At 75.2% G+C, this 22,286-nt stretch carries 18 protein-coding genes and 1 rRNA gene; 14 read left to right on the top strand and 5 right to left on the bottom strand.

All coding sequences use genetic code 11. The features are described 5' to 3' along the window. Positions 1–308: 308 nt before the first annotated feature. The 12 genes from rrf to E7744_RS05990 all read left to right on the top strand — a co-directional run bounded on the left by rrf (position 309) and on the right by E7744_RS05990 (position 12,370). Positions 309–425, top strand: a 5S ribosomal RNA gene (gene rrf / locus E7744_RS05945). 372 nt (positions 426–797) lie between these two features. Beyond that, complete coding sequence (locus E7744_RS15795) at positions 798–1,673, top strand: hypothetical protein (RefSeq protein ID WP_168199700.1); 876 nt, start codon at positions 798–800, stop codon at positions 1,671–1,673. Further along, entirely contained in the window at positions 1,670–2,695 is a 1,026-nt protein-coding gene (locus E7744_RS05950; RefSeq protein WP_246858578.1) for a hypothetical protein, read from the top strand. Before E7744_RS15795 ends, E7744_RS05950 begins: the two co-directional genes overlap by 4 nt. A gap of 3 nt (positions 2,696–2,698) precedes the next feature. Continuing rightward, positions 2,699–3,529: an HAD-IIA family hydrolase gene (locus E7744_RS05955; RefSeq protein WP_137773323.1), complete on the top strand. Its 831-nt coding sequence runs from the start codon at positions 2,699–2,701 to the stop codon at positions 3,527–3,529. Then, positions 3,526–3,699 (top strand): hypothetical protein, encoded by a 174-nt coding sequence (locus tag E7744_RS15800; RefSeq protein ID WP_168199769.1) that lies wholly within the window; start codon positions 3,526–3,528, stop codon positions 3,697–3,699. Before E7744_RS05955 ends, E7744_RS15800 begins: the two co-directional genes overlap by 4 nt. After that, positions 3,696–4,550 (top strand): TlyA family RNA methyltransferase, encoded by an 855-nt coding sequence (locus E7744_RS05960; protein ID WP_137773324.1) that lies wholly within the window; start codon positions 3,696–3,698, stop codon positions 4,548–4,550. Before E7744_RS15800 ends, E7744_RS05960 begins: the two co-directional genes overlap by 4 nt. Before the next feature lie 66 nt (positions 4,551–4,616). After that, positions 4,617–5,798 carry an NAD kinase gene (locus tag E7744_RS05965; RefSeq protein WP_137773325.1) on the top strand — a complete coding sequence of 394 codons (1,182 nt, stop codon included), beginning with the start codon at positions 4,617–4,619 and terminating at the stop codon, positions 5,796–5,798. Next, positions 5,795–7,567 (top strand): DNA repair protein RecN, encoded by a 1,773-nt coding sequence (gene recN, locus E7744_RS05970; RefSeq protein WP_137774884.1) that lies wholly within the window; start codon positions 5,795–5,797, stop codon positions 7,565–7,567. The genes E7744_RS05965 and recN overlap by 4 nt, the downstream gene beginning before the upstream one ends. Next, positions 7,564–9,303: a CTP synthase gene (locus tag E7744_RS05975; RefSeq protein ID WP_371415392.1), complete on the top strand. Its 1,740-nt coding sequence runs from the start codon at positions 7,564–7,566 to the stop codon at positions 9,301–9,303. The genes recN and E7744_RS05975 overlap by 4 nt, the downstream gene beginning before the upstream one ends. A 68-nt stretch (positions 9,304–9,371) precedes the next feature. Then, entirely contained in the window at positions 9,372–10,097 is a 726-nt protein-coding gene (locus tag E7744_RS05980) for an NUDIX hydrolase (protein WP_137773327.1), read from the top strand. A 98-nt stretch (positions 10,098–10,195) separates the two neighbouring features. After that, positions 10,196–11,173: a site-specific tyrosine recombinase XerD gene (locus E7744_RS05985; RefSeq protein ID WP_246858624.1), complete on the top strand. Its 978-nt coding sequence runs from the start codon at positions 10,196–10,198 to the stop codon at positions 11,171–11,173. A gap of 174 nt (positions 11,174–11,347) precedes the next feature. Next, entirely contained in the window at positions 11,348–12,370 is a 1,023-nt protein-coding gene (locus E7744_RS05990) for a hypothetical protein (protein ID WP_137773328.1), read from the top strand. Between the two features lie 74 nt (positions 12,371–12,444). Here the strand turns inward: E7744_RS05990 and E7744_RS05995 are convergent, their stop codons facing one another. From E7744_RS05995 to E7744_RS06010, 4 genes are read right to left on the bottom strand one after another with little or no spacing between them, the layout of a single operon-like run. Further along, positions 12,445–13,605: a bifunctional 2-methylcitrate synthase/citrate synthase gene (locus E7744_RS05995; protein WP_137773329.1), complete on the bottom strand. Its 1,161-nt coding sequence runs from the start codon at positions 13,603–13,605 to the stop codon at positions 12,445–12,447. A 23-nt stretch (positions 13,606–13,628) separates the two neighbouring features. Beyond that, on the bottom strand, positions 13,629–14,576 hold the full coding sequence (gene prpB / locus E7744_RS06000; protein ID WP_137773330.1) for a methylisocitrate lyase: 948 nt from the start codon (positions 14,574–14,576) through the stop codon (positions 13,629–13,631). Further along, entirely contained in the window at positions 14,576–16,093 is a 1,518-nt protein-coding gene (locus tag E7744_RS06005; protein WP_137773331.1) for an MmgE/PrpD family protein, read from the bottom strand. Before E7744_RS06005 ends, prpB begins: the two co-directional genes overlap by 1 nt. After that, positions 16,090–16,776, bottom strand: a complete 687-nt coding sequence (locus E7744_RS06010) for a GntR family transcriptional regulator (protein WP_137773332.1) — start codon at positions 16,774–16,776, stop codon at positions 16,090–16,092. Before E7744_RS06010 ends, E7744_RS06005 begins: the two co-directional genes overlap by 4 nt. 131 nt (positions 16,777–16,907) lie before the next feature. On the opposite strand from E7744_RS06010, the gene E7744_RS06015 reads away from it, so the two are divergent. Then, positions 16,908–18,857, top strand: coding sequence for an AMP-binding protein (locus E7744_RS06015; protein WP_137773333.1), 1,950 nt, complete (start codon positions 16,908–16,910; stop codon positions 18,855–18,857). Positions 18,858–18,944: 87 nt separating this feature from the next. Then, entirely contained in the window at positions 18,945–19,631 is a 687-nt protein-coding gene (locus E7744_RS06020; protein ID WP_137773334.1) for an alpha/beta fold hydrolase, read from the top strand. 58 nt (positions 19,632–19,689) lie between these two features. On the opposite strand, the gene E7744_RS16140 is transcribed toward E7744_RS06020, so the two are convergent. Further along, a complete protein-coding gene (locus E7744_RS16140; protein WP_168199770.1) occupies positions 19,690–22,185 on the bottom strand; it encodes a response regulator in 2,496 nt (831 codons plus the stop codon). Between the last annotated feature and the right edge of the window lie 101 nt (positions 22,186–22,286).

The following is a 22,286-nucleotide window of genomic DNA, read 5'->3' on the forward strand; positions in this document are numbered from 1 at the left end:
CAACACCACCCGGTGTCCCCGCTTCAGGGGCGCCCACCGGGATGGCCAGGTGCGCAGCGTCCACTATGCGGTTGCGGAACAACAACCCGACCGAACCACCACCCCCCGCGGGGGCGGCCGGCCCGGGGCACCACCCCGGGCACCCCACCAGCCCCCCGGCACGCCGGGCCTGGCCGGGGCCCAGTATGGGTACAATTGAACAGTGCAACCACAGTGTTGTAACCACCAAGCCACCCCCGACACGGCGGCCCACCCCACCCCCACCCGGGGAGTGCGGGGCACGGGCCCGGACAGGGCGGTCACAGGGTTACGGCGGTCATAGCGTGGGGGAAACGCCCGGTCCCATTCCGAACCCGGAAGCTAAGGCCCACAGCGCCGATGGTACTGCATCCGGGAGGATGTGGGAGAGTAGGACGCCGCCGGACAACCATTCCAGGAAGGGCCCCGCACACCCGTGCGGGGCCCTTCCTGCTGTAACACCAAGAATACGGTCGGCTACGCTGGTGTGGCCGACCCGCGGTGCGGGACGTCTCCCGGCGCCGTGGTCGACCCTGCTGACGAGAGGATCCCCTGGATGTCCGAGAACGAGGAACGCTCCGGCCCGTTCGGCCGAGACAGGCGCCAGGGCGGCGCCCGGTCCGGCGGCTGGTCCCGCCCCGGCGGCGGCCGAGCCGCAGGCCGCGGTGGCCGTGACCGGGATGCCGATCAGCGAGGCTCGGGCAGGTCCGGCGCCGGTTCCCACGGCCGCCGGGACGAGGAGGGCGGCGCCCGGCCGTTCCGTCGTGACGACAGGCGTAATGAGCGTCGTGGTGACGGCGAAGGGCGTCGCGAGGACCGTTCCTCCCGTGAGGGCCAGTGGAACGACCGGCCCCGGCGGGACGAGGGTTCCCGGCGCGATGACCGTCGTGGGGGCGGCCAGCGCGTGGAGCGTGGCTTCCGCGATGGCGGTGGTCCGGATCGCGGCGAGGGCTATCGCTCCCGTCGGGATGACCGGGGCCAGGACGGCGGCCGCGGCGACGACCGTCGCCCGCGCGACGATCGCGAGGGGCGCGGCGGCTGGCGTGGCGATCGGGGTGCCGGCGGATTCCGCCGGGACGATCGCCGTGATGAGCGTGCCCGTCGGGATGACCGCGCTGGGAGCGGATTCGCCCGCGAGGATCGTCGGGATGAGCGTGCCCGTCGGGATGACCGTGGCGGCGGTTTCCGTCGCGATGACCGTGGCGGCGGTTTCCGTCGCGATGACCGCGGCGGGGATCGGCCGCGCCGCGATGAGCGTGCAGGGGATCGTCCCCGTCGTGAGGACCGTGGCGCCGGTGACTTCCGTCGTGGCGATCGCCGTGATGAGCGTCCCCGTCGGGATGACCGCGCCGGGAGCGGATTCCGTCGTGACGACCGCGGTGGGGACCGGCCTGGGCGTGACGACCGACGTGAGGGGCGCTACGGCGACGACCGCGGGGGACGCCGGAACGAGGGGCGCGGCGGTGGCGGCTGGCGCCGCGATGACCGGCCGCGCCAGTTTGACCGGCGAGGCGGTGGCTTCCGTCCCGAGGACCGTCCGGGCTCGGGGCCGGGCGATGACCGGAACGAGGCGACCCGCGCGCACAACCCGGCGGACCTGCGCAGCGCGAACCGGCCGGAGCGGGCGAAGTCCCCGGAGATCGACGAGGACGTGACCGGCAAGGAGCTCGATCGTGCGACCTCCCGGGAACTGGACACGCTCGACGACCGCAACCGACCGTGGGTGGCCCGGCACCTCGTCATGGCGGGGCGGCTGCTGGCCATCGATCCCGAGCTGTCCTTCGAGCACGCGCTGGCGGCGAGCCGCCGCGGCGGGCGTCTCGGCTGCGTCCGCGAGGCCGTGGGCCTGACCGCCTACGCGGCCGGCCACTACGCCGAGGCCCTGCGCGAGTTCCGCACCTACCGGCGGATCTCGGGAGACAACTCGCACCTGCCGGAGATGGTGGACAGCGAGCGGGCCCTGGGCCGCCACGCCAAGGCGCTCGAGCTGGCCGCCGAGGTCGACCACGCGACGCTGGACAAGGCGATCCGCGCCGAACTCGTGATGGTGCTGTCCGGGGTCCACCGCGATCTCGGCGAGACGGACGCCGCGCTGGCGGTCCTCCAGGTGCCGGAGCTGGACCGCAACCGCGGGTTCTCCTTCAGCCCGCGCCTGTTCCGCGCCTATGCCGATGCGCTCGAGGAGGCCGGCCGGGGCACGGAGGCCCAGGAGTGGCGGCGCCAGGCGGGCGTCGCCGAGCGCGCGCTGGGCATCGGCGACTTCGCCGAGCCGGAGATCGTGGACTTCGGCCTCGACGAGGAGGAACGGCCGGAGCGTCGGCCCCGGGCGCGCGACCTCGTGCCGCCGGGTGCGACGGCCGCGGACCCGGACGCCGCCGCCGAGGGGGCGGCCCCGGACGCCCCGGCCCGCGCCGAGGGCGACCTGCTGCCCACCGACCCGGACGCGCCGTCCGCGGCCGACGAGGGGGCGGCCCCGGATGCGGACGCCGCCGACGAGGAGCCGTCTGGCGCGCCACTCGCCGACCCGGACGCCCCCTCCTCGGCCGGCGAGTCGGACGCCGTCGGGCAGGCCGGGGAGGCCGAGACCGAGGCGCCCCTCCGCTCCGGCCAGGACGCCGAGGCCGAGGGCGGCGAGCAGGCCGACCGCCGCACCGAGCGCACCGCCGAGGGCGACTGACCTGTGGCGCCGCGGTTCTTCGACGGCCACGACGCCGTCCTCTGCGACCTGGACGGCGTGGTCTACGCCGGCGACCACGCGGTCGCCGGCGCGGTGGAGACGTTGCGCGAGCTGGGGGGCCGGGGCGTCCCGGTGGCCTACGTGACCAACAACGCCTCGCGGGCCCCCGAGGCCGTGGCCGCGCACCTCAACGCCTTCGGGCTGGAGGTCACGGGGGACCGGGTCTTCGGGTCCGCCGCCGCCGGCGTGGCCCTGCTGGACGAGGTGCTCGGGGGGCGGGCCGCCCGCGTGCTCGTCGTCGGCTCGGATCACCTGCGCTCCCTCGTGGGCGCCGCCGGCCATCGCGTGGTGGGCTCCGCGGCCGAGGCGCCCGACGCCGTCATCCAGGGCTTCGACCCCTCGGTGTGCTGGGCCGACCTGGCGGAGGCGTCGTACGCCGTGCGCGCCGGTGCCCGGTGGGTGGCGACCAACACGGACCTCACCATCCCGCGCGCCGAGGGCATCGCCCCGGGGAACGGGGCGCTAGTGGAGGCGGTCGCCCGGGCGACCGGGACGCGGCCGGTCGCCGCCGGCAAGCCCGAGCCCGTGCTGTTCCGCATGGCCGCCCGGGCCGTGGGCGCCCGTCGTCCGCTCGTCGTCGGGGACCGCCTGGACACGGACATCCTCGGGGGCAACCGCTCCGGCTTCGACACCGCCCTCGTCCTCACGGGCGTGGACGATCGGGAGTCGGCCGCCGCGGCCCCCGCCGAGCAGCAGCCCACGTGGCTGCTCGCCGGGCTGCCGGACCTGCTGGGCCGGCCCCCGCAGCGCTGGGCGCCGGGGGAGCGGCCGTGACGGACGGACGCACGGTGCCCACCGGGGATACCGCCGTCGATGCCGTGCTCTCCGGGCTGGAGGGGGCCGGCGACCTCGGCCCGGCGGAGGAGATCGAGGCCTACCGCGCGGCGCTGGACGGGCTCGGCCGGCTCCTCGAGGAGCAGCCCCGGATGCCGGGCGCCGGATGACCCCGCCGCAGGTCGCGGGCGCACGCCCGGGCGGGACGGAGCGCCTCGACGTCGCCCTCGCCCGGCGCGGGCTGGCTCGGTCCCGCAGCGAGGCGGCCGGCCTCATCGCGGCCGGGGAGGTGACGGTCAACGGCACGGTCGCCACGCGCCCCGCGCTGCGGTGCTCGGAGCAGGACGAGGTCGCCCTGGTCGCGCGGGGGCCACGCTACGTCTCGCGCGCCGGGCACAAGCTGGCCGGGGCGCTCGAGGCGTTCGCCGCCGTCGTGCCGGCGGGGCGACGCTGCCTGGACGCGGGGGCCTCCACGGGCGGGTTCACCGACGTGCTGCTGCGTGCCGGGGCCGAGCGCGTGGTGGCGGTGGACGTCGGCCACGGCCAGCTCGTGGACTCCCTGCGCTCGGACCCGCGCGTCAACGTCCACGAGGGCCTGAACGTCCGCGACCTGGACGTGGCGGAGATCGGCGGGCCCGTGGACCTCGTGGTGTCCGACCTGTCGTTCATCTCCCTGCGGCTCGTGATGGACCCGCTCGCCCGGGCCTGCCGCGAGGGCGCGGACCTGGTGCTCATGGTCAAGCCCCAGTTCGAGGTGGGCCGGCAGGCCCTGCCGCGCACCGGCGTCGTGGTGGACCCCGGGGCCCGACGGCGGGCGGTCGCCGGCGTGCTCGAGGCGGCGGGCCGCGCGGGCCTGGTCCCGCGCGGCCTGGCGCGCTCCCCGCTGCCCGGGCAGGACGGCAACCTCGAGTTCTTCCTGTGGCTCTCCCGGCCGGAGGCCGACGGCGGCCGGTCCGGTGCCGGTCCGGTGCCGGTCCCGGGGGACGCCTGGCTGGACGGCCAGGCCGTGGACTGGGACTGAGGGCTGCCGTCCACACCCCGGCGGGGCCCCGAGGGGGCCGTGGGCCACGTGGGTATCCTTGTGCCCATGGCTCGCAGAATCCTCGTCCTCGCCCATACCGGCCGTGAGGACGCCATCCGGGCGGCCATCCACACGTGCGCCAAGCTGCAGGAGGCGGGGCTCGTCCCCGTCCTGCTGTCCGCCGACGCCCACGCGATCCGGGAGGCGATCGGCACCGGGGTGGTGCCGGCCCTGGACAGCGCCCCCGAGACCCTGGACCTCGACTGCACCCTGGCGGACATCGCCCTGGGCGTGGTGCTCGGCGGTGACGGGTCCGTGCTGCGCGCCGCCGAGCTCGTCCGCGAGGGCGGGGTGCCGCTGCTGGCGGTCAACCTGGGCCACGTGGGCTTCCTGGCCGAGTCCGAGCGCACCGACCTGGGCCGCACCGTCGAGGCGGTGGTCGCCGAGGACTACTCGGTCGAGGAGCGCATGGCGATCGACGTCCGGGTGTACGACGACGACACCCTCGTCGCCAGGACGTGGGCGCTGAACGAGGCCAGCGTGGAGAAGTCCAACCGCGAACGCATGCTCGAGGTCATCACCGCGGTGGACGGCCGGCCGATCTCCACCTACGGTTGCGACGGCATCGTCATGGCCACCCCCACCGGTTCCACCGCCTACGCCTTCTCCGCGGGCGGCCCGGTCGTCTGGCCGGAGGTCCAGGCCATGCTGATGGTGCCGATCAGCGCCCACGCCCTCTTCGTCCGCCCGCTCGTGGTGTCCCCGGACTCCGTGCTCACCGTCGAGGTGCTGCCGCGGACCAACGAGCCCGGGGTGCTGTGGTGCGACGGGCGGCGCACCGTGGACCTGCCGCTCGGCGCCCGCATCGAGGTGACCCGGTCCGCGCAGCCGGTGCGGATCGCCCGGCTCTCCCGCACGCCCTTCTCCGAGCGGCTGGTCCGCAAGTTCAACCTCCCCACCAAGGGCTGGCGGGGCCCCGTGACGGAACAGGACCGGGCCGAGGTGGCCGCGCGGGAGGCCCGCTACGCCGCGTTGCAGGCCGAGCGCGGCTCCTCCGACTCGCCCGGCGTCTCGGTCGTGGAGCCGCACCACCTGGCGCCCCGGCCGGGGGTCGTGCCGCCGGCCACCGCCGCCGTGCCCGTGGTGGTCCGGAAGGACGAGCGGCTGCCCCTGGCCCGCTCCAGCGCCACCCCCGCGGAACCCGACCCGTGGCACGCTCCCGGGCCGGCGGACGGGGCGGGCGCATGATCGAGTACCTGTCCATCAACGGGCTGGGCGTCATCGGGGACGCCTCCGTGGAACTGGACCCCGGGTTCACCGTGGTCACCGGCGAGACCGGCGCGGGCAAGACCATGGTGGTGACCGCGCTGAACCTGCTGCTCGGCGCGCGGGCCGATGCCGGGGCCGTGCGCCACGGCGCCTCGCACGCCACCGTGGAGGCCGGCTTCCGGCTCCCCGCCTCGAACGCGGCCGTGGGGCTCGCGGAGCAGGCGGGCGCGGTGCTCGATGACGAGGGAGACGGTGACGAGGGAGACGGTGACGGGGGAGACGGTGACGGGGCCGCCGGGATGCGGTCCCTCGTCGTCACCCGGTCCGTGGGCGCCTCCGGCAGCTCCTCGCGCTCCCGCGCCTCGGCCGGCGGGCGCGGCGTGCCGGTGGCCCTGCTGGGCGAGCTGGGGGAGCACCTCGTGGCCGTGCACGGCCAGGCGGACCAGCTCCGGCTGCGCTCGGCCGCCGCCCAGCGCCATGCCCTCGACGCCTTCGCCGGCACCCCGCTGGCCGCGGCCCTCGAGGGCTACCGCCGGGACTACGCGGCCTGGCGCGCCGCGCGGGCCGAGCTGGACGAGATCACCACCCACGAGCAGGACCGTGCCCGGGAGGCCGAGAACCTGCAGCGCTCCCTCGAGGAGATCGACGAGGCCGCGGTCACCGCGGGCGAGGACGAGGAGGTCCGGGCCCGGATCCAGCGGCTGGAGAACGTCGAGGAGCTGCGCGCCGCCTCCCTGGGCGCCCACGCCCACCTCGCCGGGGCCGACGCCGCGGAGGCCGTGGACGTCCCGGCCGCCGAGGCGCTCGTGGAGGCCGCCCGCCAGGCCCTCCTCCAGGCCCCGGGCAACGACGCGGAGCTGACCGCGCTCGTCGCCCGGCTGGCCGAGGTGGGGATCGTGCTGGCCGACATCTCGGCCGACCTGGCCGGGTACGCGGCCCGGCTGGACGACGATGCCGCCGCAGACCTGGACACCGCCCAGTCGCGGCTGGCGGAGCTGACCCGGCTGATGCGGCTGTACGGTCCCGAGCTGACGGACGTGCTGGACTGGGCCGAGCGCCACCGGGCGCGGCTGGACGAGCTGCAGGGCGACTCCGGGCGCATCCAGGAGCTCACGGCGGAGGTCGAGCGCCTCGAGACCGCCGTCCTGCGGGGGGCCTCGGAACTCACCGCGCTGCGGACGGCCGCCGCCGAGGAGCTCTCCGCACGGGTCACCGAGGAACTGCACGCCCTGTCCATGCCGGATGCGAGCTTCCACGCCTCGGTGACCACGGGCGGGGAGCCGGGCCCGCACGGCGCGGACGAGGTCGCGCTGCTGCTGCAGCCCCACGCCGGCTCCGAACCCCGGCCGCTGGGCAAGGGCGCCTCCGGCGGTGAGCTCTCCCGCGTCATGCTGGCCCTCGAGGTCGTCCTGGCGGCCACCGACCCCGTGCCCACGTTCGTGTTCGACGAGGTGGACGCGGGAGTGGGCGGCGAGGCGGCGGTGCAGATCGGCCGGCGCCTGGCCCTGCTGGCCCGCCACGTGCAGGTCATCGTGGTCACGCACCTGCCCCAGGTCGCGGCGTTCGCGGACCGGCACCTGCGGGTGACCAAGGACTCGGACTCCGACGCGGGCTTCACCACCTCGGACGTCCGGCGCCTCGAGGGCGAGGACCGGGTGGCGGAACTGGCCCGGATGCTCGCCGGCCGCTCGGGCTCCGGCTCGGCCCGGGACCACGCGCGGGAACTCCTGGCGGCCTCCCGCGCCTGATACGATCGGAACCCGTGGTGCAACGATCCTCTCGATTCCAGAAGACCCCCAACGCGACCCGCCAGATCTTCGTCACCGGCGGCGTCGCCTCATCCCTCGGGAAGGGCCTGACGGCATCGTCGCTCGGGCACCTGCTCCGGGCCCGTGGCCTCTCGGTCACCATGCAGAAGCTGGACCCGTACCTCAACGTGGACCCGGGGACCATGAACCCGTTCCAGCACGGCGAGGTGTTCGTCACGGAGGACGGGGCCGAGACCGACCTGGACATCGGCCACTACGAGCGGTTCCTCGACGAGGACCTCGACGGGCTGAACAACGTCACGACCGGCCAGGTCTACTCGACCGTCATCGAGAAGGAGCGCCGCGGCGACTACCTCGGGGACACGGTCCAGGTCATCCCCCACATCACGGACGAGATCAAGCGGCGCATGCGCCTGCCGTCCACGTGGGGCGGCGAGGAGGACCGGCGTGACCCCCGCACGGCCGGCCGCCGCGCGCCGGACGTGATCATCACCGAGATCGGCGGCACCGTCGGGGACATCGAGTCGCAGCCGTTCCTCGAGGCCGCCCGCCAGGTGCGCCAGGACATCGGCCGGGACAACGTGTTCTTCGTGCACGTCTCCCTCGTCCCCTACATCGGGCCGTCGCAGGAGCTCAAGACCAAGCCCACGCAGCACTCGGTGGCCGAGCTGCGCTCGATCGGCATCCAGCCGGACGCGATCGTCATCCGCTCGGACCGCGAGGTCCCGCAGGACGTGCGGGACAAGATCGCCCGGATGTGCGACGTGGACAACGACGCCGTGATCAACTGCGCCGACGCCCCGTCCATCTACGACATCCCCAAGATCATCCACGCCCAGGGCCTGGACGCCTACGTGGTGCAGTCGCTGGACCTGAAGTTCAAGGACGTGGACTGGTCCCGCTGGGACAGCCTCATCGAGGTGGTCCACCACCCGAAGCACGAGCTCGAGGTGGCCCTGGTCGGCAAGTACATCGACCTGCCCGACTCCTACCTCTCCGTCACCGAGGCGCTGCGCGCCGGGGGCTTCGGCAACGACGCCCGCGTGCGGATCCGCTGGGTGCCCTCCGACGAGTGCTCCACGGAGTCCGGCGCCGCGAAGGCCCTGGACGGCGTGGACGCGATCTGCGTGCCCGGGGGCTTCGGCGTGCGCGGCCTCGACGGCAAGATCGGCGCCCTGCGCTACGCCCGGGAACGCGGCGTGCCGGCGCTGGGGCTGTGCCTGGGGCTGCAGACCATGGTCATGGAGTACGCCCGCACGGTCCTCGGCATGGAGGGCGCCTCCTCCACCGAGTTCGAGCCGGACACCGACTACCCGGTGATCGCCACGATGGCGGAGCAGGAGCACATCGTCGCCGGCGCCGGGGACCTCGGCGGCACCATGCGCCTGGGTTCCTACCCGGCGGCATTGAAGGAGGGCTCCGTGGTCGCCGAGGCCTACGGGTCCACGGAGGTCACGGAGCGCCACCGCCACCGCTACGAGGTCAACAACGCCTACCGCGAGCAGCTCGAGGAGGCCGGCCTCGTCGTGTCCGGGACCTCCCCGGACGGGACGCTCGTGGAGTTCGTCGAGCTGCCCCGCGAGGTCCACCCGTTCTACGTGTCCACGCAGGCGCACCCGGAGTTCAAGTCCCGGCCCACCGACCCGCACCCGCTGTTCCGCGGGCTCGTGGCCGCGGGGCTCGAGCACCAGCGGGCGGCCCGGTCCCGCGGCTGAGCCCGCGGGGCGCGGCCCCCGACGTCGTCCAGGAGCACCCACCCCCCACCGAGGAGCAACCGACCACCATGGCCTATGACCCCCACGACGGCGGACCCGTCGCCGACCGGCCCGCGGCCCGTCCCGTGGAGCGCTCCGGGACGGCGTTCCAGGGCGCGGTCTGGGACGTGGCGCGCGAGTCGTTCCGGATGCACGCCGGCGGGGAGGTCCTGGACCGGGAGTTCATCCGCCACCCGGGGGCGGTGGCCGTGGTGGCCCTCGACGACCGCGACCGCGTCCGCATGATCCGCCAGTACCGCCACCCGGTCGGCCGGGAGCTCTGGGAGGTCCCCGCCGGGCTGCTCGACGTCGAGGGCGAACCGATGCTGGACGCCGCCCGGCGCGAGCTGGCCGAGGAGGCCGACCTGGTGGCCGCGCGGTGGGACGTGCTCGTGGACTTCTACACCACGCCGGGCTCCTCGTCCGAGCGGATCCGCGTGTACCTCGCCCGCGACCTCGCCGAGGTCCCGGTGGACGAGCGGCACCACCGGACGGGGGAGGAGGCCGGCATGCCCCTGGCCTGGGTCCCGGTGGCGGAGGCCGTGGAGGCGGTGCTCTCCGGCCGGATGCGCAACCCCTCCACCGCGCTGGGCATCCTCGCGCTGCACGCCCACGCCGCCCGCGGCTTCGCCGGGCTGCGGCCCGCGGACGCGCCCTGGGAGCCCGCGGAGGAGATGGCGGGGGCGACGCCGGCCGGGGACCCGTCGGCCCCGGGGGCGGCGACGGGCGCCCCCGGACGGCCCGCCGCCCCGTGAGCGCCCAGGCCCACCCGGCCGTGGTCCCGGAGGAGGTGCCGCGGTCCCTCACGCGCCCGGCCGAGGCCTACCTGGACCACCTCGCCGTGGAGCGCGGCATGTCCCCCAACACGCTCGCGGCCTACCGCCGGGACGTGACGCGCTACCTGGCGTGGCTGCACGCCGCGGGCGTCGCCACGCCGGGCGAGGTCGCCCGCCGGCACGTCACCGGCTTCCTCCAGGCCCTCGGCACGGGCGCCGACGGCGGCCACCCGCTGGCGCCGCGCTCGGCGGCGCGCACGATCGTCGCGGTGCGGGGCCTGCACCGGTTCTGGATGCTCGAGCAGCTGACCGAGACCGACCCGGCCAGGGACGTCACCCCGCCCCGGCCGGTGCAGGAGCTGCCCAAGGCCATCCCGGTCGACCAGGTCACCGCCCTGCTGGAGGCCGTGCCGGTGGACACGCCCGCCGGGCTGCGGGATCGCGCCCTGCTGGAGTTCCTCTACGCCACGGGGGCCCGCATCTCGGAGGCGGTCGGCCTGGACGTCGACGACGTCATCGGCGCCGTGCGCGACGGCGTGGCCGGTGCCGCGCGGGGTCCCGGCGAGGCCGCCGGGGACGCGAGCCGGGAGGCCGACGGACAGGCCACGGGCGGTGCCGCCGGTGCGGGAGACGCGGGCCCCGCCGTCGTGCGCCTGTTCGGCAAGGGCTCCAAGGAGCGGATCGTGCCGCTCGGCTCCTTCGCCACGGCCGCCGTCGAGGCGTGGCTGGTGCGCGGGCGTCCCGCCCTGGCCGCCCACGGCGGCGCCGGGGGACCGGCCCTGTTCCTGAACCAGCGCGGCGGCCGGCTGTCCCGCCAGTCCGCGTGGACCATCCTCAAGAAGGCCGCCGAGCGGGCCGGGCTCGAGACCGAGGTCTCCCCGCACACGCTGCGCCACTCCTTCGCCACGCACCTGCTGGAGGGCGGGGCGGACGTGCGGGTGGTGCAGGAACTGCTCGGCCACGCCTCGGTGACCACCACGCAGGTCTACACCCTCGTCACGGCGGACACCCTGCGGGAGGTCTATGCCGCCGCACACCCCCGCGCCTTGGGCTGAGCCGCGAGTCCCCGCAGGTCACGAACCGGTGAGGCCGGGCCGCCGGCCGTTCCGCCCCACGGGGGACCCTGCTGGGATGGAGGTTCGTGACATCCCAGCCGCGGGAGGCCGCTGCCCGGTCGCGGGGGACAGGATCCCCGCGCCGGGTCGGCGCCCCGGCCCGAAGGAGGACCCGTGCCCATCCATCACCCGCCATCCATCCCCGACCACCGCACCGTACCGCCCGGCCGCTCCGGGGAGCACCGTCCCGACGGGGCGGCGGCCGTCCCCGCGCCGGCCCGCCGTCCCGGCGCCCCCCGAGGTGCAGCCGGGGTGCTGGCCCTCGGGGCCGTGGCCTCGCTGCTGCTGTCCGCCTGCGCGGCGGGGGACGCGGGCACGCCGGCCGAGGAATCGGCCGGCCCCGCCGGATCATCGGCGGCGGCCGCACCGGGGTCCTCGGGAGCGACGTCGGCCACGGCCTCGGCATCCTCGGGTCCTGCCTCGTCCACCCCTGCCTCGTCCACCCCTGCCTCGTCCACCCCTGCCTCGTCGAGCCCGGCCGCGGCCCCCGGTTCGGCCTCCGGCCGCACCCACACGAGCGAGTCGGGGTACTTCACCTGGAGGGTCCCGGCCGGCTGGGACGTGGAGCAGACGGAGTTGGACGACTCCCAGGAGGACGCCACGGGGGTGCCCTACGAGACCCTGCGGTTCCGGAACGGGGAGGAGACCGCCGAGTTCCGTGCGACCACGGGACTGGGACCCACGGACAACGACGGGCCCAGGCCGGACCTCGTGGCGGTCCTCGAGGTGGAGCCGCTGCCGGACGTACCCGTCAACCGCGGCGGTGAGGGGCCGACCGGCGAGATCTGGTACCGGGCGTCGCTGTTGCGCGCGAACGAGGCGGTCGCGGGACTGCCGCCGTACTTCGACGGCGGCGACGAGTACGTCCTGGCCGTCCAGGTGGTGAACGTCCCGGCGGGCGTCGACCCGGAGCCGAGGGACGAGGCCGACTACTGGGCGGCCTGGACCTACTTCCTCCCCGCCGTCGAGGGGCACCAGGAGGGCACCGCCAACATCCTGGCCGGCGAGATCACGCAGGACGAGGCCGAGGAGCTCACCGGCGAGCGGGGCGAGGAGGCGATGCGCGCGGTCCTGGACAGCCCCGACTACGCGCAGCTGCGGGACCTCGCCACCTCCATGGAGGTCCGCCGGCCCTGAGCGTCCCGGGACCGACGACGGCCGGTCGCCTCCCGCGGGAGGCGACCGGCCGTCGTCGGGGGAGCGGGACCGGCTCAGGCGGTCGGCAGGTGCCGCTCGTCGGGTCCGTCGTAGGCGGCCAGGGGCCGGATGAGCGAGTTGTCGGCCCGCTGCTCCATGACGTGGGCGGTCCAGCCGGTCACGCGCGCGGCGATGAACAGCGGCGTGAACAGCTCGGTGTCGAAGCCCATGAGGTGGTAGGTGGGTCCAGCGGGGTAGTCGAGGTTGGGCTTGATCGCCTTGGCCTCGTCCATCGCCTGCTCCAGGCCGTTGTACAGCCCCAGGATCTCGTGCCGGCCGAAGTACTCGATCATCGCGTCGAGGGCCTTCTTCATGGTGGGCACCCGGGAGTCGCCGTGCTTGTAGACGCGGTGCCCGAAGCCCATGACCTTCCTCTTCTGGGCCAGGGCCTGTTCCATCCAGGCCTTGGCGCGGGCCTTGGCCTCCTCCTGCGACTCCTCCGGGCGGATCCCGATCTCGTCGAAGGTGTGCATGACGGCCTCGTTGGCCCCGCCGTGCAGGGGCCCCTTGAGCGCCCCGATGGCCCCGGTCACGGCCGAGTGCAGGTCGGACAGGGTGGAGGTGATGACCCGCGCCGTGAAGGTCGAGGCGTTGAAGGAGTGCTCGGCGTAGAGGATCATCGAGACCCGGAACGCGTCCACGACCTCCTCGGCGGCCTCCTCGCCGAAGGTCATCCACAGGAAGTTGTGCGAGTAGTCCAGGTCGTCCCGCGGGGCGACGGGCTCGGTGGGCCCGCCGGCCGTGCGGCGGCGCTGCTCGTAGGCGACGACGGCGGGCAGCTGGGCGAACAGGGTCGTCGCCTTCTCCATCTCGGCCTCCGGTGAGGAGTCCTCCGCCAGCGGGTGCTGGGCGCCGAGGATGGACACGGCCGTGCGGACGGAGTCCATGGGGTGGCACGTGACCGGCAGGGCGTCGAGGGCGGCCTTGACGTGGGGGTCCAGCGCGCGGTTCGCCCGCTCGTGCGCGGTGAACGCGGCCAGCTGCTCGTCGGTGGGCAGCTCGCCGTTCCACAGCAGGTGGGCCACGGCCTCGAAGGGCTGCGCGGCGGCGAGTTCCTGGACCGGGTAACCCCGGTAGAGCAGCGAGTTGGTCTCCGGGTTGACCTTCGAGATGGCGGTGTAGTCGGCCACCACCCCGGCCAGCCCCTTCTTGATGTCGTTCTGCGTCTCGGTCATGACGGGTCCTTTCGGGGACGGGTTCATCCGGCGTCCGTGCCGCCGGCGGTGCGGTGGTCCTCGAGCCCGGGCACCTGGAAGTCGAAGACGCCCGCGTCGAAGCCGTTGTACCCCTCGTAGTCGACGAGGTCGTAGAGCCGTGCCCTCGTGAGCATATGCCCCACGGACGACTGTTGGGTGCCCTCGGCGCGGATCGTCGCCAGCACCCGCTCCATGGCCCCGAGGGCGGTGCGCAGCAGCGTGACCGGGTAGATCACGAGTGCCACGCCGGCCGAGGCGAGCTGGTCCCGGGTGAACAGCTCGGACTTGCCGAACTCGGTCATGTTGGCCAGCACGGGCACGTCCACGGCGGAGCACACGGCCTCGAACTCGGACAGGTCCTTCAGGGCCTCGGGGAAGACGGCGTCCGCCCCGGCGTCCACGAGGGCCTTGGCCCGGTCCACGGCGGCCCGCAGCCCGCCGGCGCCCTCGACCCCGCGCACGTCCGTGCGGGCCATGATGAGGAAGTCCCCGTCCCGGCGGGCCCGGGCGGCGGCGGCGATCCGCTGGGTGGCGGTGGACAGGTCCACCACCGACTTGTTGTCCAGGTGGCCGCACCGCTTGGGGTTGACCTGGTCCTCGAGGTGGCAGCCGGCCACCCCCGCGTTCTCCAGCTCCTGCACGGTGCGGGCCACGTTCATCGGCTCGCCGAAGCCGGTGTCCGCGTCCACGATGGCCGGCAGGTCGGTGACCCGGGCGATCTGCCCGGCCCGCTGGGCGACCTCCGTCAGCGTGGTCAGGCCGATGTCCGGCAGGGCCAGCTCGTTGGCCAGCACGGCGCCGGAGACGTAGAGGCCGGAGAAGCCCTGTTCCTCCACGAGCCGGGCTGAGATGGGGGTGTAGGCGCCGGGGAACTGAACGGCCGCCCCGGGCTGGAGCAGCTCCCGGAGCCGGCGGCGCTTCTGGGCCGCGGTGAGCGAGGAGTACAGCATCAGAACAGTCCCTCCGGCGCGGCGGCGAGGTCGACGACGCCGTCGGCGGCGGTGATGTTGAGCTGGTCCAGCTCCCCGGCGCCGAGCGAGGCGGTGCGCTGGGCGGCGTCGAGGAACCGCTCGATCTCGGCGGGTGCCACCAGGCCCTCGGCCAGGGTGCGGAACTTGCCGATGTACTGCTCGCGGCCGAACGGGCGGGCGCCCAACGGGTGGGCGTCGGCCACGGCGATCTCGTCGCGGACCACGGTGCCGTCCGCCAGGGTGATCTCCACGGCGCCGCCGAAGGCCTTCTCGGCCAGGTCCAGCGAGTGGTAGCGGCGCGTCCACTCGGGGTCCTCGGTGGTGGTCACCTTGTGCCACAGCTCCACGGTGTCCGGGCGCGCCGCGCGCTCGGGGGCGTAGGAGTCCACGTGGTGCCACGCGCCGTCCTGCAGGGCGACGGTGAAGATGTACGGGATCGAGTGGTCCAGCGTCTCGCGCGAGGCCCGCGGGTCGTACTTCTGCGGGTCGTTCGCCCCGGAGCCGATGACGTAGTGCGTGTGGTGGGAGGTCCGGATCAGCACCGACTCCACGTTCGCCGGGTCCGTGGTCTCGGGGTGCTCGCGGTGCAGCCGGCGGGCCAGGTCGATCCAGGCCTGCGCCTGGTACTCGGCCGAGTGCTCCTTGGTGTAGGTGTCCAGGATGGCGCGCTTGGGCTCCCCGGGGGCCGGCAGCGGCACCGCGTAGCGGGCCTCGGGCCCGTCGAGCAGCCAGGCGATGACCCCGTCCTCGCCCTCGTAGATCGGCACGGGAGAGGTCTGGCCGCGCATCGCGCGGTCGGCGGCCTCGACGGCCATCTTGCCGGCGAAGGCCGGGGCGTGGGCCTTCCACGTGGAGATCTCGCCCTTGCGGGACTGCCGGGTGGCCGTCGTCGTGTGGAGGCCCTGGCCGATCGCCTGGAAGATGGTCTCGGTGTCCAGGCCGAGCAGCGTGCCGATGCCGGCCGCCGCGGAGGGACCGAGGTGGGCCACGTGGTCGATCTTGTGCTTGTGCAGGCAGATGGCCTTGACCAGGTCCACCTGCAGCTCGTAGCCGGTGGCGATGCCGCGCACCAGGTCCGCGCCGGTGGAGCCGCGGTGCTGGGCCACGGCGAGGATGGCCGGGATGTTGTCCCCCGGGTGGGAGTACTCCGCGGCCAGGAACGTGTCGTGGTAGTCCAGCTCGCGCACCGCCACGCCGTTGGCCCACGCCGCCCACTCGGGCGAGACCCTCTCGGTGATGCCGAAGACGGAGGCGCCCGCGCCGCCGCGGGACGGGGCATGGGCCAGCGCCTGGGCGCGGGCGGCGATGATCGGGCCGCGGTTGAGCGAGGCCACGGCCACGGAGGCGTTGTCGATGATCCGGTTGATGACCATCTCCTCGACCTCGGGCTCGACGGCGACCGGGTCGGTGGCGACCTCGGCCATCCTCCAGGCCAGCTGCTCCTGCCGGGGCAGGTTCTCCTCGGAACGGTAGACGCGGACGTCGTGGGTGATCATGGGGTCCTCTCGGGGGTTGGGCTCGGGGGTGTCGCGGTGGTCGGCGCCGGGTGGTCCCGGTGGGACTGCAGGTGGGCCAGGGCGTGCTGCAGGTGCACGGTGGTGGCGGCGCCGGCGAGCTCGGGGTTGCCGGCGGCCACCGCGCGGGCGATCTCCGCGTGCTCGGTGGCGGAGGCGGCGAGCCGGTCGGGGTCGTTGCGCGAGAACCGGCGCAGCCGGGCCAGGTGCACGCGCAGTCCCCGCAGGTTCTGCGCCAGGTAGGGGTTGACGCAGGCCTGGTCGACGGCGGCGTCCAGCTCCGCCGTCAGCCCGTAGTACCCGGCGGGGTCCTCGCCCGCACGCAGCGGGGCGACGGCGGCCTCGAAGCGCTCCGCCAGGACGGAGAACTCCCCGGCCTCGGCGTGCTCCGCCGCCCGCCGGACGGCCAGGCCCTCCAGGACGGTCCGCAGGTCGAAGAGCTGGCCGGCCTCCGCGAGGGAGACCTCGGTGACGACCACGCCGCGGCCCTGGGCCGGCGCGGCCAGTCCCTCCGCGACGAGCCGGCCGATGGCCTCGCGCAGCGGCGTGCGCGAGAGCCCGAGGCGCTCGGACTGCTCCACCTCGCCGAGCACGGCTCCCGGCGGCAGGTCGCCGTCGACGATGTCCTGCCGCAGGGAACGGTAGGCACGTTCGCTGGCTCGCACCCCCTCAGCGTATACACAAATCGCCCGGAACGGCCAGAGTGCCTCGCTCTCGGCGCGAGATCCGGCGCGCTGGGGCCATTTCCGTATACAAACACTGGACGCCGGTGTGATCCACGTCCTACCGTGGCCCCATGACGCCAGACGCCGACGCTCCCCCCGCGACCCCGACCGGTTACGAGGCGGTCTACCGCCAGTCCCTCGAGGACCCCGAGGCCTTCTGGCTCCGGGCCGCCGGGGCCGTGGAGTGGACCGCGGCGCCCACCCGCGCCCTGGACGACTCCGCCGCCCCGCTGTACCGCTGGTTCCCCGACGGCCGGCTCAACACCGCGGTGAACTGCCTGGACCGGCACGTGGCCGCCGGCCACGGCGGGCGCACCGCGATCGTCTACGACTCCGCGGTGCTCGGGACCGTGGAGCACATCAGCTACGCCGAGCTGACCGACCGCGTGGCCCGCTTCGCCGGGGTGCTGCGGGACCTCGGGGTCGGCGCGGGGGACCGCGTGGTGGTCTACCTGCCCATGACCCCCGACGCGCCCGTGGCCATGCTGGCCTGCGCCCGGCTGGGCGCGGTGCACTCCGTGGTCTTCGGCGGCTTCGCCCCGCGGGAGCTGGCCGCGCGCATCGACGATGCCCGGCCGAAGGTGGTCGTCACCTCCTCGGGCGGCATCGAGCCCAGCCGCCGGGTCGAGTACCTGCCCGCCGTGGCCGAGGCCCTGGGACTGGCCCGGCACCGGGTGGACGCCGTCGTCGCCCGCCACCGGGACGGCTTCGCGACCACGCTGGCGGACGTCGCGCCCGCCGCGGGGGACGGCACGGGGCCGCGCTGGCTGGACTGGGACGAGGCGGTGGCCGACGCCGCGCCGGCGGCGCCCGTCGACGTGGCGGCGACCGACCCGCTGTACATCCTCTACACCTCCGGGACCACGGGCTCGCCCAAGGGCGTGGTGCGGGACCACGGCGGCCACGCGGTCGCCCTGGCCTGGACCATGGCGAACGTCTACGACGTCGGCCCCGGCCAGGTGATGTTCACGGCCTCGGACGTGGGCTGGGTCGTGGGGCACTCCTACATCGTGTACGCGCCCCTGCTGGTGGGGGCCACCACCGTGCTCTACGAGGGCAAGCCCGTGGGCACGCCGGACGCCGGCGCGTTCTGGCGGGTGGCCGCCCAGCACGGCGTGCGGTCCCTGTTCACCGCCCCGACCGCCCTGCGCGCCATCCGCAAGGTGGACCCGGACGGCGAGCTGGCCCGCCGGCACGACCTCTCCGGGCTCCGGGCGCTGTTCGCCGCCGGCGAGCGCCTGGACCCGGAGACCCAGCGCTGGATCGGGGAGCTGCTCGGGGTGCCCGTCATCGACAACTGGTGGCAGACCGAGACGGGCTGGCCGATCGGGGCCAACCCGGTGGGCCTGGAGCCGTTGCCCGTGAAGACCGGGTCCTGCACGCGGCCCTCGCCCGGCTACGACGTGCGGATCCTGGACGGCTCGGGCCGACCGGTGCCCGCGGGCACCGAGGGCAACATCTGCCTGCGCCTGCCGCTGCCGCCGGGCACGCTGGCCACGCTGTGGGGGGACGACCAGCGGTTCATCGACTCCTACCTCCGGGCCTTCGAGGGCCACTACGCCACCGGGGACTCCGGGCTGGTGGACGAGGACGGCTACCTGTTCGTCATGGGGCGGACGGACGACGTCATCAACGTGGCCGGGCACCGGCTCTCCACTGGCGCGCTCGAGCAGGCGCTCGCGGCTCACCCGGCGGTGGCCGAGTGCGCCGTGATCGGGCTGGCGGACCCGCTCAAGGGCCAGCGGGCCGCCGGCTACGTCGTGCTGAAGTCCGGAGTGGGGCTGCCCGCCGGCGGGGAGGAGGCCCTGCTCGACGAGTTGCGCGCCACCGTGCGGCGCACGATCGGCCCGGTCGCGGACTTCCGGCAGGTGGCCGTCGTCGAGGCGCTGCCGAAGACCCGCTCCGGGAAGATCCTGCGCAAGACCATGCGGCAGATCGCCGACGGCGAGGACTACGTGGTGCCCTCCACGATCGAGGACCGCTCGGTGCTGGAGCGGATCGCGGAGCAGCTGCGGGGCTGAGGCCGGCCGGGGGACGCCGGCAGGGCGCCGGCGGACCGCCGGGGCCCGGGCATGGCCGCTCCCCGGCGGCCGTGCCACACTGCGGGGATGACGAGGACGCAGATCGTGCTGGTGCCCGGGTTCTGGCTCGGCCCGTGGGCCTGGGACGAGGTGGTCCCGCGGCTGGCGGGGCCGGGGGTCGAGGTGCTCACGCCCGAGCTGCCGGGCCACCCCGCCCCGGCCGGCCCCCAGGACCGGGCCGATGCCCTCCACGCCGCGCTGGACCCGGACGCCGACCGCCGCGTGCTGGTGCTGCACAGCGGGGCGGCGGTGTCCGGCACCCTGCTGATCGACCAGCACCCCCTCCTGGTGGACCACGTGGTCTGGGTGGACACCGCGCCGGTGGCGGACGGGCACGCCCTGGACGCCGACTTCAGCGGGGAGTGGTACCGGCTCGAGGACGCGTGGGAGGAGGAACGGCAGATGGGCTCGTTCCGGGACCTCACGGACGAGCAGCTGGCCACCTTCCGCGAGCGCGCGATCCCCGAGCCGGGGGCCGTGGTCGCCACGCCGGTGCGGCTGCGGGACGACCGCCGGCACGAGGTGCCCTCCACGCTGGTCTGCTGCCAGTTCGGGGCCCAGGACTACCGGGCGTACGCCGAGCGGGGCGCCCCCTTCCTGGCGGCCCTGCCGGACTACCGCCACCTGCGGCTCGTGGACCTGCCGACGGGCCACTGGCCGATGTGGTCCCGGCCGGCCGAGCTGGCGCGGCTCATCGCCGCGGCCGTCGGCTGAGCGTGCCGGGGGACCAGGCCGCCGGCCGAGCGGGCGGCCCGGCGGGTCCGACCGTGCCTCAGGCGCCGGCGCCCCCGGTCCATCGGTACTCGTTCTCCGGCCGTCCGGGGGTGCCGTAGCGCGGGGAGCGCTCGACCATGCCCACCCGGTACAGGTGCTCCAGGTACCGGCGGGCGGTCACCCGCGAGGTCCCGACGGCGGCCCCCACCTCCCCGGCGCTGAGGGCCGGGCCCACCGGCCCCGGTGCGCCGTCCGCGCCCGCCCCGGGACCGGCGCCGTGGGCCGTGCGGCGCAGCAGGTCCACGACCGCGTCGAGGGTGCCCTCGGTCAGGCCCTTGGGCAGCTCCGGGGGGCCGGTGGGCCGGGACCGGGGGAAGGCGCGGTCCACGACGTCCTGGCCGGGCGCCGAGCCGGCACCGGCGAACTCGGCGGCCAGCTCCCGGAAGGCCCGGACGCGCTCGGCGAACTGGGCGTAGCCGAAGGGCTTGACGAGGTACTGGACCACGCCGAGCGCGACGGCCCGGCGGATGGTGGCCAGCTCGGTGGAGGCGGTCAGGGCCAGCACCCCGCCGGTGAACCCGGCCGCGCGCATCTGCCGCAGCACGTCCAGGCCGTGCCCGTCCGGCAGGTTCATGTCCAGCAGGACCATGTCCACGCCGAAGGAACCGGTGCGGCGCAGCCCCTCCGCGAGGAAGCCCAGGGCGTCCCGGGCCGTGGGGGAGACGTGGACGACCTCGAACCCGCCGGTGCGGGCCAGGTACTCCCCGTAGGTCTCCGCGGTGACCTGCTCGTCCTCGATCACCAGCACGCGGTACTCACGCACGGTCGCCCCCCTCCCGGCTGGTCGCCGGGCCGGGGCGCAGGGGCAGTTCGACGGTGAACACGGTCCCCGAGTCCTGGACCAGTTCCACGTCCCCCCCAGCCGGCGCGCGGTCTGGCGCACCAGGGCCAGGCCCACGCCCCGGCCGGCCGGGCCCGCGGGCTTCGTGGACCAGCCGAGCTCGAAGATCCGCTCCCGGTCCTCCCGCGAGGGGCCGGGCCCGCCGTCGGCCACCTGCAGGACGAGCCAGCCGTCCTCGAGCCGCGCCTCGGCGTCCACCCAGCGGTCCGCGGGGTCCAGCGCGGGGTCGGCGGCGGCGTCGAGGGCGTTGTCCAGCAGGTTGCCCAGGAGGGTGACGAGGTCGGGGGCGGGGATGCCGGTGGGGGCGTCCACCTCGTTGCGGTGCGCCATGGCCACGCCGCGCTCGCGGGCCTGGGCGGCCTTGGCCAGCAACAGCGCCTCGAGGGCCGGCTCGGCCTCGGCCGCCGCGGCAGTGCCGGCCCCCGTGCCGGCGGCGTCGAGCGAGGCCGCGAGCAGCTCGCGCGCCTGCTCGGGCCGGCCGAGCTCCAGCAGGGAGTACAAGGTGTGCAGCCGGTTGGCGTGCTCGTGGGTCTGGGCGCGCAGGGCGTCCGTCAGGGACCGGGTGGACTCCAGCTCCCGGTTCATCTGCTGGACCTCCGTGCGGTCGTAGAGGGTGACCACGGTGCCGTTGCCGGTGCTGCCCGTGTTGCCGGTGCTGCCTTCGGTCTCGCGGGTGGCCTGCCCGGTCTCCGGACCGGGTGCCCTCCGGAGGATCCGGCGGCGCCCCGGCCGCGTGGTGCCGGGGCGGGCGGGGCGCTGGTTGACCACGAGGATCCGCTCGCCGACCGCGTACAGCTCGTCCCGGGCCCGGCGCCCCGAGCGCAGCAGGGCCGTGAGCGGTCCGGGCAGGCCCAGGGCCGCCACGTGCGGCGGTCGCTCGGGGGCGGCCCCGGCCTCCCCGCCCGGTGGCAGGCCCAGCAGCTCGGCGGCGCGGTCGTTGTACAGGACGAGGTGGCCCGTGGGGGAGAGCAGGACCATGCCCTCGGAGACGTTGTGCAGGGCCGTGTCCAGCACGGCGAACCGGGCGGCCAGTTCCTCCGGGCCCAGCCCGTGCGTGGTCCGGGAGATGTAGCGGCCCAGCAGGGCCGCGCCGAGCAGCGCGAGGGCGGCCAGCAGCCCGGTGAGCAGGAGGATGCGCGGCACCTGGGCGGCCACCGCGATGTCCAGCTCGGGCACGCGCCGCCCCACGCCCACGACGCCGACCACCCGCCCGTCCTCCTCCGGGGACAGCACGGGCGCGAGCGCGCGCAGCGACAGCCCGGCCGGCCCCGTGGCCACGGTGTCCACGCTCACCCGCCCGGAGAGCACCTCGGTGAGGTCCCCCGGGAAGCGGGTGCCCTCCAGCGCGGGGTCGCGGTGGGCCACGCGCGTGGCGTCGGTGCCGAAGAAGGTGACCCAGTCGACGTCGGCCTGCACCGGCAGCTCCAGGGTGAGCGGCTGCAGGGCGGCCGAGGGGTCCTCGGCGACGAAGGCGGCCCGGATGCGGTCCTCGTCCGCGATCAACCGGGCGCCGGCCACCACGTGCTCGCGCTCCAGGGCGTAGACGGTCTGGCGGGTCTGCAGGTAGCTGACGCCGGTCGCCAGCACGGAGAGGACGAGCAGCCCGGCCAGCTGGGCGACGGCGAGCCGCCGGGCGATGCTCCACCGGCGCATGCTGACTCCTGCCTCGTCCCTCGTCCCTCGTCCCTCGTCCGGTCCCATCGTGTGAGCCGGGTCATGAACTTTATGACCGCAACCGTGACGGTCCCCACAGT

The organism is Citricoccus sp. SGAir0253, from assembly GCF_005877055.1.
Classification (GTDB): domain Bacteria; phylum Actinomycetota; class Actinomycetes; order Actinomycetales; family Micrococcaceae; genus Citricoccus.

What these genes read in the sequence shown, in the direction of transcription:
- recN (WP_137774884.1), top strand. Translation starts at nt 5,795, where the DNA reads ATGATCGAGTACCTGTCCATCAACGGGCTGGGCGTCATCGGGGACGCC.
- prpB (WP_137773330.1), bottom strand. Translation starts at nt 14,576, where the DNA reads ATGCTGTACTCCTCGCTCACCGCGGCCCAGAAGCGCCGCCGGCTCCGG.
- E7744_RS05965 (WP_137773325.1), top strand. Translation starts at nt 4,617, where the DNA reads ATGGCTCGCAGAATCCTCGTCCTCGCCCATACCGGCCGTGAGGACGCC.
- E7744_RS16140 (WP_168199770.1), bottom strand. Translation starts at nt 22,185, where the DNA reads ATGCGCCGGTGGAGCATCGCCCGGCGGCTCGCCGTCGCCCAGCTGGCC.
- E7744_RS06005 (WP_137773331.1), bottom strand. Translation starts at nt 16,093, where the DNA reads ATGATCACCCACGACGTCCGCGTCTACCGTTCCGAGGAGAACCTGCCC.
- E7744_RS06015 (WP_137773333.1), top strand. Translation starts at nt 16,908, where the DNA reads ATGACGCCAGACGCCGACGCTCCCCCCGCGACCCCGACCGGTTACGAG.
- E7744_RS05995 (WP_137773329.1), bottom strand. Translation starts at nt 13,605, where the DNA reads ATGACCGAGACGCAGAACGACATCAAGAAGGGGCTGGCCGGGGTGGTG.
- E7744_RS05985 (WP_246858624.1), top strand. Translation starts at nt 10,196, where the DNA reads ATGTCCCCCAACACGCTCGCGGCCTACCGCCGGGACGTGACGCGCTAC.
- E7744_RS06020 (WP_137773334.1), top strand. Translation starts at nt 18,945, where the DNA reads ATGACGAGGACGCAGATCGTGCTGGTGCCCGGGTTCTGGCTCGGCCCG.
- E7744_RS05980 (WP_137773327.1), top strand. Translation starts at nt 9,372, where the DNA reads ATGGCCTATGACCCCCACGACGGCGGACCCGTCGCCGACCGGCCCGCG.
- E7744_RS05960 (WP_137773324.1), top strand. Translation starts at nt 3,696, where the DNA reads ATGACCCCGCCGCAGGTCGCGGGCGCACGCCCGGGCGGGACGGAGCGC.
- E7744_RS15795 (WP_168199700.1), top strand. Translation starts at nt 798, where the DNA reads ATGAGCGTCGTGGTGACGGCGAAGGGCGTCGCGAGGACCGTTCCTCCC.